At 72.2% G+C, this 15,982-nt stretch carries 8 protein-coding genes and 1 pseudogene; 8 read left to right on the top strand and 1 reads right to left on the bottom strand.

Going from position 1 to position 15,982, the window contains the following annotated elements; all coding sequences use genetic code 11:
- Nucleotides 1–59: 59 nt before the first annotated feature.
- The 8 genes from WMF42_RS02900 to WMF42_RS02935 all read left to right on the top strand — a co-directional run bounded on the left by WMF42_RS02900 (nt 60) and on the right by WMF42_RS02935 (nt 13,435).
- Entirely contained in the window at nt 60–1,760 is a 1,701-nt protein-coding gene (locus tag WMF42_RS02900; RefSeq protein WP_061610850.1) for a 2Fe-2S iron-sulfur cluster-binding protein, read from the top strand.
- Nucleotides 1,757–3,523 (top strand): complex I subunit 1/NuoH family protein, encoded by a 1,767-nt coding sequence (locus WMF42_RS02905; RefSeq protein WP_437690012.1) that lies wholly within the window; start codon nt 1,757–1,759, stop codon nt 3,521–3,523. Before WMF42_RS02900 ends, WMF42_RS02905 begins: the two co-directional genes overlap by 4 nt.
- A 20-nt stretch (nt 3,524–3,543) precedes the next feature.
- The gene (locus tag WMF42_RS02910) at nt 3,544–4,218 is read left to right on the top strand and encodes a NuoI/complex I 23 kDa subunit family protein (protein ID WP_061610848.1); all 675 of its coding nucleotides are present in this window, start codon (nt 3,544–3,546) and stop codon (nt 4,216–4,218) included.
- A gap of 87 nt (nt 4,219–4,305) precedes the next feature.
- Complete coding sequence (gatB, locus tag WMF42_RS02915; RefSeq protein WP_437690013.1) at nt 4,306–5,763, top strand: Asp-tRNA(Asn)/Glu-tRNA(Gln) amidotransferase subunit GatB; 1,458 nt, start codon at nt 4,306–4,308, stop codon at nt 5,761–5,763.
- A 50-nt stretch (nt 5,764–5,813) separates the two neighbouring features.
- The gene (locus tag WMF42_RS02920; RefSeq protein WP_061610846.1) at nt 5,814–6,668 is read left to right on the top strand and encodes a lysophospholipid acyltransferase family protein; all 855 of its coding nucleotides are present in this window, start codon (nt 5,814–5,816) and stop codon (nt 6,666–6,668) included.
- Nucleotides 6,669–6,750: 82 nt separating this feature from the next.
- The gene (locus WMF42_RS02925; protein WP_437690014.1) at nt 6,751–10,176 is read left to right on the top strand and encodes a GAF domain-containing protein; all 3,426 of its coding nucleotides are present in this window, start codon (nt 6,751–6,753) and stop codon (nt 10,174–10,176) included.
- Between the two features lie 811 nt (nt 10,177–10,987).
- Entirely contained in the window at nt 10,988–12,250 is a 1,263-nt protein-coding gene (locus tag WMF42_RS02930; RefSeq protein ID WP_437690015.1) for a hypothetical protein, read from the top strand.
- Nucleotides 12,251–12,466: 216 nt separating this feature from the next.
- Nucleotides 12,467–13,435 (top strand): AraC family transcriptional regulator, encoded by a 969-nt coding sequence (locus WMF42_RS02935; protein ID WP_437694198.1) that lies wholly within the window; start codon nt 12,467–12,469, stop codon nt 13,433–13,435.
- Between the two features lie 339 nt (nt 13,436–13,774).
- Here the strand turns inward: WMF42_RS02935 and WMF42_RS02940 are convergent.
- Nucleotides 13,775–15,961: pseudogene (locus tag WMF42_RS02940) on the bottom strand (DEAD/DEAH box helicase); the annotation flags it as partial.
- Nucleotides 15,962–15,982: the final 21 nt, after the last annotated feature.

Raw genomic sequence — 15,982 nt, forward strand, 5'->3', positions numbered from 1 at the left:
CCGTCATCGAGCTAAGGAAGCGGGGGCCCTGCGCGGCCCCGCCTGGAATCGAGATCACGATGCCTACGATCAAGATCGACGGAAGGGAGATCCCCTTCGAGAGCGGTGACACGATCATCCGGGCGGCGCACCGCGCCGGGATCGACATCCCCCACTACTGCTGGCACCCCGGCCTCAGCGTCGCCGCCAACTGCCGGATGTGCCTGGTCGAGGTGCTCCCGCCGCCGGGTCGCCCGGCGATGAGCCTCGACATCCTCCGCTGGGACCCGGCCAAGCAGGACTACGTGCCGGCGGCGAAGCCGAAGCTCCAGCCGGCCTGCCAGATGGCGTGCGCGACCGGCATGGAGGTGCTGTCCGAGAGCAGCGACCACGTGTCCGAGGCGCGCTCGGCGGTGCAGGAGCTCCTGCTCCTGAACCACCCGGTCGACTGCCCGATCTGCGACCAGGCCGGCGAGTGCCGCCTCCAGGACTACTGGCTCGAGCACCAGCGCAAGGGCAAGCGCATGCAGCAGGAGCCGGTGCACAAGCCGAAGGCGGTCACCTTCGGGCCGACCATCGTCTACGACGCCGAGCGCTGCATCGTCTGCACGCGCTGCATCCGCGTCTGCAACGAGCTCGCCCGCGACCCGGTGCTCTCCGTCCGCGAGCGCGGCAACCTCGGGGAGATCACTGTCTCGCCGGGGCGCGAGCTCGACCACAACTACACGCTGATGACCGAGCACGTCTGCCCGGTCGGCGCGCTCACCTCGCGCGACTTCCGGTTCAAGGCGCGCGTCTGGTTCCTCCGCAGCGCCCGCACGGTCTGCCAGGGCTGCGCGACGGGGTGCAACGCGTACCTCGACTACGATCCGCGCAACAACACGCCGTACCGGCACCGCCCGCGCGAGAACATGGCGGTCAACACGTACTGGATGTGCGACGAGGGGATGCTCTCGTACCGGCACGCGGTCGAGGGGCGGCTGCTCACGGCGCTCGTCGGCAACGACGACGCGAGCATCGAGGACGCGCTCGCCGCGGCCAAGGAGCAGCTCAGCGGCCACGCCGACGACCCGGCGAAGGTGGCGATCGTCCTGTCGGCCCAGCACTCGAACGAGGACAACTTCGCGCTCTACCACCTCGCGACGACGTACCTCGGCGCGACCGACTTCTTCGTGTCGGGCAAGCCGCTCGGCCAGGGCGACGACATCCTGATCAGCGAGGACAAGAACCCGAACACCCGCGGCGCCGTGCAGATCGCGGCGGCGACCCCGCCGCGCCCGGTCGCGGAGCTGCTCCAGGGGATCGCGTCGGGGCAGTACGCGTACGTCGTCGCGCTCGGGTCGGACCTCGAGGTCGACGCTGTCGAGGCGCAGCGGGCGCTGTCGCGGCTCAAGGGGGTGGTGACGATCACCGCCCACGAGGGGCCGCTGGCGAAGGCGGCGCGCGTGTCGCTGCCGGCGTGCTCGTGGGCCGAGGCCGAGGGGACGTACGTGAACCGGAAGGGCCTGGCGCAGCGGAGCGAGCGGGCGCTGCTCCCGCACGGCGACGCGCGCCCGGCCTGGGAGCTCATCGGTCGGCTCGGGCGCACGCTCGGGTACGCGACCGGGTGGAAGACCCTCGCCGAGCTCCGCCGCGCGATGCCGCCCGGCGCTGTCGCCGGCGGGGCAGCCGCGCCCGAGGCGGTGATCGGCGCCGCGCCGCCCGCGCACGCCGCGGCGGCGGCGACAGCGATCGCCGACGGGTCGCGGGTTGAGCCGAAGAAGACGGAGGCCACGGCATGACACTCGTCGAGCTCGTTCTCGCGATCGTGAAGATCCTCATCGTCGTCATGTTCCTGCTGAACATGGCGGCGATCGCGACCTGGGCCGACCGGCGCCAGGGCGCGATGGTGCAGGACCGCGTCGGCCCGAACCGCGCGGTCGTCTACCTGCCGTCGATGCTCGCGCGCGGCGTCGTGTTCCTGCCTCCGGCGGCGCTCGGCGCGCTCGCCGTGTTCACGGCGACGCGCCCGATGTCGGTGCCCGGCGCCGTCGAGACGCTGGTGATCGCCGCGCAGTTCGCCGTCTTCGTGGCCTGGCTCAGCCTGCTCGTGATCTGCGCGTCGGCCCGCCGCGGCGGCCCGCGCAACGCGCTCGAGGAGCTGCTCGCCAGGTTCGACCCCCGCAACGTCTTCTACGCCGGCGTCATGGCCCACGTGCTCGCCTTCTTCGTCACGCAGGCGGTCCCGCTCTCGGCGGCGCCGACCGCCGCGCGGGTCGCGTGCGTGCTGCTCGGCGCGCTGCTCGTCCTGGCGGGCGGCACCACGGCGCTGCGCGTGCCCGACGGCACGGTGCCGCTGCGCCTCCTCGGCACGCTCCACGCGGCCGCGGACGCGATCAAGATGATCTGGAAGGAGGACTTCATCCCGAAGAACGCCGACCGGCTCCTCCACTCGCTCGCGCCGCTGCTCGCGATGTTCCCGGCGCTGGTGACGTTCGCGGTCATCCCCTTCGGCGACAAGCTCTGCTTCGAGGACAACGGCGACCGGGTCTTCGGCTTCGGCGACCTCCCGCTCCTCAAGCGCACGGTGGACCAGGCGTTCACGTGCAACGGCCACGTCGTGAACCTGCAGGTCGCCGACCTCAACGTCGGCATCCTCTACATCTTCGCGATGGCGGGCACGGGCATCATCGGCGCCGCGCTCGCGGGCTGGGCGAGCGACAACAAGTTCTCGCTGCTCGGCGGCCTGCGCGCCGCGAGCCAGATGGTCAGCTACGAGGTCGCGATGGGCCTCAGCGTCGTCGGGCTCTTCATGATCTACAGCAGCGTCCGGCTCGGCGACATGGTGCAGTGGCAGGCCGAGCACGCGTGGGGGATCTTCGTCCAGCCGGTCGCGTTCTTCCTGTTCCTCGCGGCGCTCGCGGCCGAGACGAAGCGCATCCCGTTCGATCAGCCCGAGGGGGAGAGCGAGATCGTCGCCGGCTACTTCGTCGAGTACTCCGGGATGAAGTTCGGCATGTTCATGACGGGCGAGTACGTGGAGCTCATCACGTCGAGCGCGCTCCTCGTGACGCTCTTCTTCGGCGGCTACCACCTGCCGTTCCTGGACCGCGACGGCATCAACATCGTCATCGGCGAGACGACGCTGTTCCAGTACAAGATGACCCACTTCGCCGTGAGCCTGACGTACTTCCTCGCGTTCTTCGGGAAGACGATCCTCATGACGTGGGTGCAGGTCTTCTTCCGCTGGACGCTGCCGCGCTTCCGGTACGACCAGGTGATGCGGCTCGGGTGGACGAAGCTCCTGCCGCTCACGATCGTCAACATGATGGTGACCGGCGTGGTGATCCTGGCGGTCGACTCGGCGCCCGCGGGGGTCCGCGGCGGTCTCCAGGTCGTGGCCGACATCACCCACGGCGTCGTGGCCCTCGGCGGGTTCGCCGCGGTCGTGGCGATGATCGCCGGGCTCCTCGAGCCGGTCGAGCGACACCGTATCCTCAATTCCACCTCGGCCCGCTTCGCCGCTGCGGCGGGGGGCACCAAGGCCACGCCGCAGCAGGCGTGAGCAGGCGAAGAGAGAGTCCCATGGCGAGAGCTACCCCCAGCAACCCCTGGACGAAGCCGGCAGGCCGGCCCGTCGTCGGCAAGCCGATCCCGCGCCCCTCCCGGAGCGTCGACGTGCAGGCCTACATCCCCGAGATGGTCAAGGGGCTGGGCATCACGATGAGGCACTTCTTCAAGAACACGAAGGAGATGGTGCTCGGCCAGAAGCCGGACCCGGTGCTCGACTCGCTCGGGCCCGGCGTCACGACGATCAGCTACCCGGAGGAGAAGCGCCCCTACCCGGAGCGCTTCCGGGGCATCCACCGGCTCACGCTGCGCGAGGACGGCTCGCCCCGCTGCGTCGCGTGCCTCTGCTGCTCGACGGCGTGCCCGGCGCAGTGCATCGCGATCGATCCGGCCGAGTACCCCGAGGGCGATCGGCGGCACGGCTACGAGCGGTACCCGAGCAGCTTCGTCATCGACGAGCTCCGCTGCGTGTTCTGCGGTTACTGCGTCGAGGCGTGCCCCGTCGACGCCATCCGGATGGACACGGGCCTGCACGCGGTGCCCTACGACTCCCGCGAGCAGTTCATCTACCGGCGCGACCTCCTCATGCGCCTCACCGATCGCACGGGCTCGCGCCTGACCGCGAACAAGCGCCACGAGCCGGGCGATCCGACGCACCCCGGCCTGACCCGCGATCACGCCGATCACTGAGCCGGCTCGCCCGGCGCGCCCCCTGGCCCGCCGCCGGCGGAGCCGGGGGCCTCTCGCCCGGGCGAGGTTCTGCTAGAAGAGCCTGCCATGGCGACGACGTACGGCCCCTTCGAGGCGGTCATCGGGCTCGAGGTCCACGCGCAGCTCCTCACCCGCACCAAGGCGTTCTGCGGCTGCGCGACCAGCTTCGGCGACCCGCCGAACACGCACACGTGCCCGGTGTGCCTCGGGCTCCCGGGGGCGCTCCCGGTGCTGAACCGCGAGGCGGTCCGGATGGCGGTGAGCGCCGCGCTCGCGCTCGGCTGCGCCATCCAGGAGAGCAGCATCTTCGCGCGGAAGAACTACTTCTATCCGGACCTGCCGAAGGGCTTCCAGCTCAGCCAGTACGACCGGCCGCTCGCCCTGAAGGGCGCGCTCGAGATCGAGACCGAGGCGGGGAAGAAGCGGGCGGGGATCACGCGCGTCCACATGGAGGAGGACGCCGGCAAGAACCTCCACGGCGTCGGGGGCCTGTCGGTCGTCGATCTCAACCGCGCCGGCACCCCGCTCATCGAGATCGTCGGCGAGCCCGACCTGAGCTCGGGCGCCGAGGCGGCCGAGTACCTGAAGCGGCTGCGCGAGATCCTGATGTTCATCGGCGTGAACGACGGCAACCTCGAGCAGGGCAGCTTCCGCTGCGACGCCAACGTCTCGGTCCGAAGGGCGGGCGAGACGAAGCTCGGCACGCGGACGGAGCTCAAGAACATCAACTCGTTCCGCTTCGTCGCCGAGGCGATCGACCTCGAGATCCGGCGGCAGATCGCGCTCATCGAGCAGGGCGGCCGGGTGCGCCAGCAGACGCGCGGGTACAACGCGGAGAAGAAGGAGACGTACCTCCTCCGCGACAAGGAGAACGAGTCCGGCTACCGCTACTTCCCCGAGCCGGACCTGCCGCCGCTCGTCGTCGACGAAGCGTTCCTCGCCGGGGTGCGCGCCGCGCTCCCGGAGCCGCCGGTCGACAAGCGGCGCCGCCTCACCGAGTCGCTCGGGCTCACGCCGTACGCGGCGTCGGTAATGACGGGCCACCCGGAGATCGCGGCGTTCTTCGAGGAGGCGGCGCGCCTGCACGGCGACGCGGTCAAGGTCGCGAACTTCGTCCAGGGCGAGGTGCTGCGCGACACCCGCACGACGGGCCTGTCGGCGACGTTCCCTGTCTCCCCGGCGCAGGTGGCCGCGCTGCTCCGCCTCGTCGACGAGGGCGCGATCAGCGGCAAGCAGGCCAAGGAGGTGTACACGGAGATGGCCGGCACCGACCGGGCGCCCGGCGACATCGTCCGCGACAAGGGGATGGCCGTCATGAGCGACGCGTCCGCGATCGAGGCGATCGCCGCGTCGGTCATCGCCGCGAACGCGAAGCAGGCGGCGGCGTACCGCGCCGGCAAGACCGCGCTGCTCGGCTACTTCGTCGGGCAGATCATGAAGCAGACGGGGGGCAGCGCGAACCCGGCGGTCGTGAACGAGGTGCTCAAGCGGCTGCTCGATGGTGCCCCTGTCGCGGGCGCGTGAAGGCGCTTTCTCCGCGCCCGAGCGTGAAATAGGGTAGCCGCTCAGCGAGCATGGCCAGCGCTCACCCCCTCGACGTCCTCCGCTTCCCCCTTCGCGCCGCCGGCTTCGTCGGCCTCACCTTCGGCATGTACGGCCTGCTCGAGGTCGACACGGCGATCTCCAGCGCGGCCGATCGCGAGGTGGTCCTGCATACATGGATGCGCCGGTACGGTCGCGCGCTCCTCAAGCTGTACGGCCTCGACGTGCGCGTGGGCGGCCTCGTCCACGGCGAGCCCGCGCCAGGGCCCGGCGCAGCCGGCCGCGATCGACCCGCCGCGGCGTACTACCCCGGCCGCGATCCCTCCGGCGTCGGGCGCGTGTTCGTGATGAACCACCGCTCCGCGCTCGACATCATGGTGACGCTCGCATTTTTCGAGGCGACGGTCGTCAGCCGCGCCGACCTCGCCGGCTGGCCGGTTGTCGGCATGGCGGCGCGCCGCGTCGGCACGCTCTTCGTCGACCGGTCGAGCAAGCGCAGCGGGTCTGCGGTCGTGCAGGCGATGTGCGCCGCGCTCAAGGGTGGCCGTGGTGTGATGGTTTACCCCGAGGGGACGACGTTCTCGGGGGACGAGGTGCGGCCGTTCCGCGCGGGCGCATTCACCGCGGCGTGCCGCGTCGGCGCGGAGATCGTCCCCGTCGGCCTCGTGTACGGCGGCGCTGAATCTTCCTACGTGGACGAGTCGTTCGCGGCGCACATGGCCCGGGTGAGCCGTGCGCGACGTATCCCCGTCGCGCTCGAGGTAGGCGAGCCCATCGCCACGGCCGGCCAGAACGTCGACGCGGTCCGCGACGAGGCGCATCTGGCCGTCCAGGCGTTGGTCCGGCGCGCCCGCGCGCGGCTCGGCTCCGACGCGTCCGACGCATAAGCGCGCCGCGCGCCGAGCGCGCGCCTGCGCCGCTGGCTTCTGCGATAGCGCCTCGCTACCATGCGGCCGGTCGTCGACCATCATGGAGCGTGAAGGCAACCCGAGCGAGGCCGCCACGGTGTGGCAGGTCCTGAAGCAGCCCCGCGGTGGAGCGATCCATAATGAGCTGATGTTCCTGGCGGACGCGAGCGAGCAGCTCACCGGATCCCTCGATCCGCACACGATCCTCGAGCGGCTCGCGCGCTTGTCGGTGCCGTTCCTCGCGGACTGGTGCACGGTCGACCTGATCGAGCGCGGCGCCGCGGACACGATGGGCCTCGTCGGCTCCGTGCCGCCGCCGTCGGACGGCGACGCGCCGCCGTTCGCGCCCGGGGCGCACGCGAGCGACGCGGCGCCCCCGCAGGGCATCTACGCCGCGCGGCGCCAGCGCGCTGCGGTCGAGGCCGCGGGCTCCGATCGCCCGGGGCCGCCGGGCGGGTCGAAGAGCCGGTTCTGCCGGGTCGCGGCGAGGCACGTGAACCCCGAGCGCGAGGGGCTCCTGCGCGCGATCGCGCCCGACGCCGAGGAGCGCCTCGGCATCGCGAAGGTGCTGCACAGCGGCGAGTCCGAGCTGCTCCACGAGCTCGACGGCGGGCAGAGCGAGGAGGCCGCCGAGCGCGCCGCCGCGCTGGAGCAGCTCGGCACGCGCTCCGCGATGGCGGTGCCGCTCATCGCGCGCGGCCGCAAGCTCGGCGTGCTCTCGTTCGGCGTCTCCGAGTCGAACCGCGTCTACTCCGCCGACGACCTCGTGCTCGCGGCCGAGCTCGCGCACCGCGTGGCGCTGGCGCTCGACAACGCCTACCTCTACCGGAAGGCGGAGGAGGCGCGGCAGTCGGCGGAGCGGAGCGCCGACCGGGCCGCGTGGCTCTTCGCTGTCACGGCCGCGCTGTCCGACGCGATCACGCCGCCCGCGGTGCTCCGCGTGCTCGCGAGCGACGTCGTCGCGGCGGCCGGCGCGATGACGGGCATGGTGGCGCTGCGCGCCGGGCTCGGCGGCGAGCTCGAGACGGTGCGCTCGACGGGCTACCTCGAGGCGCAGGTCGCGCGCTTCAAGAGCTACGATCTCAACGCGGAGCTGCCGCTCGCGCGCGCCGTCCGGGAGCGGCAGCCGATCTTCCTCGGCTCGGACGGGCGCTTCGGCGAGTTCGATCCCGGCTTCGCGGCGTGCTGCGCCACGACGGGCGAGCACGCGTACGCCGCGATCCCGCTCTTCCTCGAGGGGCGCGTGCTCGGCGCGGTGGGCTTCGGCTTCGCGACGCCGCAGTCGTTCACCGAGGACGACCGGGCGTTCATGCTCGCGCTGGTCCAGCAGAGCGCGCAGGCGCTCGAGCGGGCGCGCCTCTCCGCGCTGCAGACGGAGGAGGCGATGCACCTCTCGCACGAGGTGCTCAAGCAGATGCCCGAGGCGATCCTGGTGACGGACGTCGAGGGCAACATCCGCTACTGGATGGGCGAGGCCGAGTCGATCTTCGGCTACCTCTCCGAGGAGATCGTCGGCAAGGGCATGGCGCTCCTCCACCGCGAGGACGTCCGGGAGGAGACCACGGGCCGGATCCTCCAGCAGATCGAGGACTCGCGCACGTTCGTCGGCGAGGTCCCGTGCGTGCGGCGGGACGGCTCCGAGGTGCCGATCGAGGTCACGGCCTACGCGGTGCACGATCAGGAGGGCCGGCCGCTGTTCCTTGTCGGCATCCACCGCGACATCACCGATCGCAAGCGGGCCGAGGAGGAGCGCGCGCGGCTCATCCGCGTGCAGGCGGCGCGGGCCGAGGCCGAGGAGGCGGCGCGCCGCTTCGCGTTCCTCGCGGAGGTCAGCACGGCGCTCGCCGCGTCGCTGGACTTCACGGCCACGCTCCAGTCGCTCGCGCGGCTCGTGCTCCCGATGCTGGCCGACTTCTGCCTCGTCGACATCGACGACGGCCTCGGCCTGCGCCACGTCGCGGTCGCGCACGTGAGCCCGCTGAAGGAGCCGCTGCTCCGGTACTTCCACCCGAGCCGCGTCGACGGCGAGCCCGGCCCGGTGGCCCGCGTGCTGCGCACCGGCCGGTCGGAGCTCTACGCGGACGTGCGCGGCGACGTGCTGCTGCACGAGGCGCTGACGACGGAGGAGGCCGCGGCGAACCGCGCGCTCGCGCCGCTCTCGTACCTCGTGGTGGCGCTCCGGGCGCGCGGGCGCATCCTCGGGGCGATCTCGCTCGTGTCGTCCGAGTCGGGCCGGTTCTTCGAGCGGGCGGACGTCGCGTTCGCGGAGGAGGTCGCGCACCGCGCCGCGCTCGCGCTCGACAACGCGCGTCTTTACCGCGAGGTGCAGGACGCCAACCGGCTGAAGGACGAGTTCCTCGGGACCGTGTCGCACGAGCTGCGCACGCCGCTCAACGCGATCCTCGGCTGGGCGAGGATGATGCAGGCGGGCTCGCTCGACCGGGTGGCGGAGACGCGGGCGCTGTCGGCGATCGAGCGCAACGCCGAGCACCAGGTGACGCTCATCGACGAGCTGCTCGACGCCTCGCAGGTGGTGACGGGCACGCTGAAGATCGAGCGGCTGGCGGTGGAGCTGACGTTGCCGGTGCAGACAGCGGTCGAGTCGATCTTGCCCTCGGCGGCGGGCAAGGGGGTGGCGATCGAGACGCGGCTCGACCCGGAGGGCGTGTTCGTGGAGGGCGATCCAGCGCGGCTCCAGCAGGTGGTGTGGCACCTGCTCTCGAACGCGGTGAAGTTCGCGCGGCCGGGCGGCCTGGTTCAGGTGCAGCTCTCGCAGGACGAGCGCTTCGCCGAGGTCAAGGTGATCGACGACGGGGAGGGCATCTCGGCGGATCAGCTCCCGCATGTCTTCGAGCGCTTCCGGCACGAGGACAACCCCGGCGGCCGCCGGCACGGCGGTCTCGGGCTGGGGCTGTCGATCGTGCGGCACGTCGTCGGGCTGCACGGCGGCACGGTGCGCATGACGAGCGCCGGCCCCGGGCGCGGGACGACGTGCACGGTGCAGCTCCCGCTGTCGACGGGCGCGACGGCGACGGCGCTGACGAGCGCCGGCATCGCGCCCGACCCGCGCAACCCGTTCCCGCGGCTCACCGGCGTGCGGGTGCTCATCGCGGACGACGATCCCGACACGCTGGCGATGCTCTCGTCGGTGCTGCGGCGCTGCGGGGCCGAGGTCAGCACGGCGACGTCGAGCGTCGAGGCGCTGAAGCTGCTGGAGACGTCGGAGCCGGCGCTGCTCGTGGTCGACATCGGGATGCCCGGGGAGGACGGGTACTCGCTGATCCGGAAGGTGCGGGACCTCTTGCCGCGCAAGGTGGGGCGCACGCCGGCCTTGGCGCTGACGCCGTACGCGCGGACCGAGGACCGGGTGCGGGCGCTCGCGGCCGGCTACCAGATGCACGTGCCCAAGCCGATCGAGCCGATCGAGCTGGCGGCGGCGGTGAAGAGCCTGGCGACCGGGTTCTTGCCGTGGTCCCGGGAGGAGTGACGGAGGTTCCAGGGGGCACGCGCCGGGGTGGGGCTGTGCGCGGCAGCGCGCGGGGGGCGCTGGCCATCCGCCAAGACGGGCGGCGGGAGAGCTTGCGCATGGGAACACCGCCCGGCATGTCTCACTTCGGGCCATGCCTGCTGGGACGTTTCGTTGCGCGCCACACAAGGCGCGCCTGAGACGTGGAGCCCACGGAGACCTTATGGCACCTCGTTCGGTGCTCCAGCGCGCCCCCCGCGCGCTGCCGCGCACAGCCCCACCCCGGCGCTCACGCCTGGACGTCCGTTGAAGAGATGAATGGGGGGATCCGGCGGCAGCGGTGGGCTGGCAGGGGGCGCGGTGGAAGACGGCGGGCGATAGGCCGGGGGCCATCGCCGAACAGGGCTTGAACGAGGGGGGGACCACCCGGGGCTTGAGGCGGCAAGGGCTCCAGACCCGGGGGGGACCGGGGGTACGCGGCACCAAGGGCAGCGTTGGAGCGGTTCAGGGCAACCGTGAAGCGGTTCAGGGCAACCGTGAAGCGGTTCGGGGCAACCGTGAAGCGGTTCGGGGCAACCGTGAAGCGGTTCGGGGCAGCCGTGGAGCGGTTTGGCGCGACCGCGGAGCGGTACGAGAGGAGCCCTGGTAACACGTCAGATCGGGAGCTGCGGTGACACCTCCTTGAACTACGCGCCCGGGCGCGGCGAGGCCGCTTCGACCAGGTTCGTGGCCGGCGCGACCAAGCCGATCCGCGGCGACACCCTCATACCTCCTTGCACGCAGTCAGCCGGTAATGGTCGACGCGTTTCAGCACGACGCCTGGAGGTACCTCATGATTCATCGAATGCGACCCTCGCGGAACCTGATCGGCCGGAGCGCCGCCTTGCTCATCACAACGGCCCTCACCGTCGCGGGGTGCTGCGAAAACCCGGGAGACGACGGCCTCGAAGGGAGCGGCGGCGCGCCAACGAGCGCGGGCTCGGGCGGCGCCGGCACCTCGGGGGGCGACGGGGGCGCAGGCAGCGGCGTCGCCCCGACCCACGGCGGCCTCATCTCCATCCAGGATATCTCGATCGCCGGTGCGCCGCAGGCAGGTCACGGCCTCTCGGTACAGGTCCTGTTCACCGCGGCGAAGCCCCCAAGTTACGAGGAATCGCCCGGCCAGCCCACCGGATGCAAGGGATGGGTCTACGACGCGCAGGACAATCCGCCGCCGCCGCTCACCGACCAAGGCGTCGTCACGATCTCCGGGCTCGCGGACGGACCTATCGAATGCCGGTTCCAGGGCAGCAGCTATGTCTGCCCGATCCACGATGGATCGGGCCAGGCGAGCGTGACAGCCGGGGAGACGGGAACCGCAGCGTACTCGGTCGGAGGCGCGATGTTCTCCGCGGCCGACGTGGGTCGCACCCTGCGCGTGGACGGCGCGGCGATGGGCGGCAACAACGGGGCGTTCCCCATCGTTGCCGTCGAGTCGAGCGAGGTGGCGGTCGTGGTCAATCCGAACGCGACCGATGAAGCGTTCGCGGCCAGCTATGCCGTGCTCGCCGGCGCGGGACCCGTGCCCGGCAACCCCAGCGATCCGATCGCGCGCGGCGATGAGATCGTCGTGGGCATCGAGCCCGGCGGCTCGATGGCCTTCGAGGTCCCCGATCTGGGGCCCGTCGTGGCGGGGGAGGCGTTCGCGCTCGACGAGGCGTCGCTGGCCCTCCTCGGCGCGGTGCCGCTCGATGGCGCGTCGATGACCCTCGGCTGCGGCGGCCAGGGCGAGCGCTGCGGAGCCGCGCAGGGCACGATCGTGCGCATCACAAGCACCGACGGCGACATCGAGGGAACATCGCCGTTCGCGATGCCGCCTCCCGCCGACAAGCAGGTCGAGATCCAGTGCATCGCGCTGGGAGGGGACGGCTCGATCACGGTCCCGGCCGAGGCGATGCGGCTGCTCCAGGAGGCCCATCAGGCGTCCTCCATCACACGCATCCGGACCGCGTTCATGCGCGAGGGCGTGGCGAGCGCCACGAACACCGCGCCAGACCCCCCGAACACCGTTCACGCGCTGGTCGGGCACGGGATCCTCGGCTTCACGAGCCCCTGAGCCCGCACGACGGTCATGCTCCCCTGACGCCAGCGTCATGCCCGACGCGCCAAGAAAGCTGCCCGCTGCGCCGATCGCCGTTCACGGCGAGCGCCGGGCGCTGGCATGCGGAATGCTGGCGCCGAGCGCATGGTGCGACCCCGACCGACCGTCGTGGCGGGCGTGGTTCAGCGTGTCGTGGACCACGCGCTGCGGGCCGGCGTGCGGCCGGACGCCATGCGCCGCGCGACCGGCGTCCCGCTGGCGCTCGCCGAGGACCCGGCGAGGCGCGTCGTTTTCGATCACCTGCTCGACCTGTGGACGTATCTGGGGCAGACGCTCGATGATCCGTCGTTGCCGATCCGGGTCGCGCAACAGGCGGTCATCGAGGATCTGCACGTGCTCGGCTTCGCGATGATGACAGCGCCTTCCGTGCGCGACGCGCTCGACACCGTCGCTCGCTACGGCGCGCTGCTCACCGACTCGGGCCGCTGGGAGGTGACGGAGGCCGCCAGACGCGTCCACGTCCGGTGGTACCGCACGGGGCCTCTCACCCTCGGACACCGGCTGTCCAACGAGACGGCCGTCGCGCAGGGCCTCGGCGGCCTGCGGCGGATCGCCGGCCCCGATCTCACGCTCGTCGAGGTGACCTTCCGCCACCCCGCGCCGCCTCGCCGGGCCGGGCACAGCGCGTTCTTCGGTTGCGCCGTGCGCTTTGACGCCCCGCACGACGGGTTCTCCTTCCGTCGCGAGATCCTCGACGCGGCGCCCCCCTCTGCAAACCGGGTGCTCTGGGAATACCTGTGCAGGTCCGCCGAGGCGCTGTCGGAGCCGCTCACGCCGCGCTCGATCGTTGACGCCGTCCGGCACCAGATCGTCCGCGAGCTGTCGCGCGTCGACGGCGGCATCCCGTCGCTCTCGCTCGTTGCGTGCGCCCTCGGCACGACGGAGCGGACCTTGCGCCGGCGCCTGGACGCCGAGGGGACGAGCTTCCGGCGCCTCGTCGAGGAGGTGCGCCGCGAGCGCGCCAGCGACTTGCTCCGGGGGGCGACGGCCAGCGTGACAGAGATCGCGCTGCAGCTCGGCTTCGCGGACACGACAGCGTTCAGCCACGCCTGCCAGCGGTGGTTCGGCCGCGCCCCGCGGGAGCTGCGGAGCTGCCTCCGCGCCACGCCGGAGCCGCGTCCTCCCTCGCCACGCGGGTGACCTCAGCGCCCCTCTCAGCGCCGCCTCGCGCACGCCGGGCACGCGATCCTGCCCTGCGCGTTCGGCGCGCACGCCTCGCAGAGCAGGTGCATCCGATCGTCGCAGGCCGCCGGCCTCGACGTCGCCGCGCCGCACGCCTCGCACGTGAGCCTGTCCAGGCTCGACGCGCCCGCCGGGAGCCGGACGACGAGCTCCCGCGCCTCCTTGCGGCGCCGGAGACGCAGGCTCACGAGCGCCGCCGGGATCTCGGCGCTCACGAGCGCCGCGACAGCGCAGGTCACCTTCGCCGCGAACCGCCCGGGCAAGGCCTCGAGCTTCCTCTCGCTGGCCCATCCGGTGCAGCCGCCCGATCCGCTGCTCGATGAGCATGGGATTGTAGGGGAGATCGAAGTTCACGAGGACATGGCAGTGATGGAGGTTGTGCCCCTCGCCGCCGGCGTCGGTGGAGACGAGCACGCGCGCGCGCCCTTCGCGGAACGCCGAGAGGGCCGCGCGCCTGTCCGCCGCGGAGAGGCCGCCGTGGAACGCGGCGGACGCGACGCCGGCGTCGCGGAGCACGGCCTCGATGTCCGAGAGCGTGTCGCGGAACCGGGTGAAGACGAGGATCTGCTCGTCGTGAGCGCGCGCGAGGTCGACGAGCGCGCCGCCCTTCCGGGACGCGCGGACCGAGGCCGCGAGCGTCGCGAGCTCGGCCAGCGCGGCGCGCAGCGCGGGCGCCCGCCTGTCGCTCGCGCTCATGCGCTCCAGGCTCCCGCGCACAGCGGCGGGGCTCGAGCCGGCGCCGAGCAGGAGCGTCGACGCCACCAGCCGTGCGCCCGCGTCGGCCCCGCGCGCGCGCACGAGATCGAGGACGCGCTCGTAGAGCGCGCGCTCCTCCGGCAACGGATCGACAATCACCGTGCTCACATAGCGGGGCGGCAGCGCGAGGCCGCTGTCGGCGCGGGTGTTGCGCACCATCACCTCGGCGAGCAGGGCGCGCAGCCGCTCCCGGTTCTTCGGCGACAGCGGGTCCTTCGGGTCGACGAACTGCGCGCGGAACGCGGCCGGGGTCGCGAACTGCCCGGGCTTGAGCAGCGTCACGAGGTTGTAGAGCTCCTCGAGATCGGTCTCGATGGGCGTCGCCGTGAGCATCAGGAGGAACCGGCTGTGCAGGCCGTCGACCAGCTTGAAGCTGGCGGTGGTGCGGCTCTTGACGTGATGGGCCTCGTCGACGATCACGAGGTCCCACGAGGCGGCCTGGACGAGCGGCGCGTGCTTCGAGCTCCTCGCGAGGGCGAGCGACGCGACGACCACGCCCTCGTCGCGCCAGAAGGCGTCTGGATCCGCGGTGCGCGCGGCGTCGTCGGTCGTCCGCGCCGCGATCCCGGCCTTCTCCGCGAGCTCGCCCGTCCACTGGCCGACGAGCGCCGGGGGGACGAGGACGAGCGCCCGCCGGACCATCCCGCGGAGCTGGTACTCGCGCAGGATCATGAGCGCCTCGACGGTCTTGCCGAGCCCGACCTCGTCGGCGAGCAGCGCGCGCCCGCGGAACACGCGGAGGACGCGGCGCGCTGTCTCGATCTGGTAGCGGTGCGGCTCGACGCCGGCGAGCGCGGCGAGCGCGAGCAGCTCCTCGAACTGCTCGGCCGAGGCGAGCAGGTGGGCGCGCAGCGCGTGGCTCACCGCCGCGAGCGAGGACGGCGGGCCCTGCAGCTTCCGGAGCAGCTCGGACCGGTCGAGGCCGGAGATCAGGAGCGGCGCGGGCTTCCTGGGCGGCGGGGGCGGCAGCGGTGGAGCGGGCCCGGGCGGGCGCGCCGGGGTCGGCGCGGTGGGAGGCCGTCGCGTCGGCGCAGCGGGCGCGTCGGTCCGCCGAGCCCGCGCTGGAGGGCGGGCGGCAGGGCGCTCCAGCGGCGGCGGCTCCGCGCGGTGCGCCCGGAGGAGCTGCTGGACGTCGTGCCGGAGGACGAGCTGGCCGAGCCGGCGCGAGAGACCGACCTTGCGGTCGAGGCAGAACGTCCTCGTGTTGTAGACCAGGAACGCCGGATCCGCGCTCGTCGATTCGCGCATCCGCTCGATGAGCTCATCCCCCGCGAGCGCCTGCGGAAGGCCGTTTGCCAACAGCAGGTCACGCGCCTCATCGAGCGTCAGCGGCTGCCTGTGCGACCGGCCCGAGAGCGCGAATGCCAGGGTGAAGAGATCAGCGCCGGAGAGCAGCCTGCCACTGGCGCTCGCGGCGAGCAGCCCTCTCACGTCACTCGCGGTGATGCCCGTGATGGGCGCTGTGGAGACCTGCATGCCTCCGCCGCCTGTATCCCGCGGGCACGGGGATGTCGAGGTGTCATGAGCGGGCGGGCGGCGGAGCGCAGGATGATTATTGTTGATAATATACGCTTCCCGAACGGAATGCGTTGTTCTCCGCGTCGCGCCACATGGAGGCTGTCGTTGATGGAAGGTGTGCGCTCGTGGCCGAGGGGTTTCGAAGCCGATCGGGTTGACCTTCGTCGATGAGCGGACTGAGCGTCTCGTTTCGGAGCGGGGGTGCCGCATCGCGTCGCGAACGAGCACGGT

Source organism: Sorangium sp. So ce176, assembly GCF_051519835.1.
Classification (GTDB): Bacteria; Myxococcota_A; Polyangia; order Polyangiales; family Polyangiaceae; genus Sorangium; species Sorangium cellulosum_G.

What these genes read in the sequence shown, in the direction of transcription:
- WMF42_RS02900 (WP_061610850.1), top strand. Translation starts at nt 60, where the DNA reads ATGCCTACGATCAAGATCGACGGAAGGGAGATCCCCTTCGAGAGCGGT.
- WMF42_RS02905 (WP_437690012.1), top strand. Translation starts at nt 1,757, where the DNA reads ATGACACTCGTCGAGCTCGTTCTCGCGATCGTGAAGATCCTCATCGTC.
- WMF42_RS02910 (WP_061610848.1), top strand. Translation starts at nt 3,544, where the DNA reads ATGGCGAGAGCTACCCCCAGCAACCCCTGGACGAAGCCGGCAGGCCGG.
- gatB (WP_437690013.1), top strand. Translation starts at nt 4,306, where the DNA reads ATGGCGACGACGTACGGCCCCTTCGAGGCGGTCATCGGGCTCGAGGTC.
- WMF42_RS02920 (WP_061610846.1), top strand. Translation starts at nt 5,814, where the DNA reads ATGGCCAGCGCTCACCCCCTCGACGTCCTCCGCTTCCCCCTTCGCGCC.
- WMF42_RS02925 (WP_437690014.1), top strand. Translation starts at nt 6,751, where the DNA reads ATGGAGCGTGAAGGCAACCCGAGCGAGGCCGCCACGGTGTGGCAGGTC.
- WMF42_RS02930 (WP_437690015.1), top strand. Translation starts at nt 10,988, where the DNA reads ATGATTCATCGAATGCGACCCTCGCGGAACCTGATCGGCCGGAGCGCC.
- WMF42_RS02935 (WP_437694198.1), top strand. Translation starts at nt 12,467, where the DNA reads ATGCGCCGCGCGACCGGCGTCCCGCTGGCGCTCGCCGAGGACCCGGCG.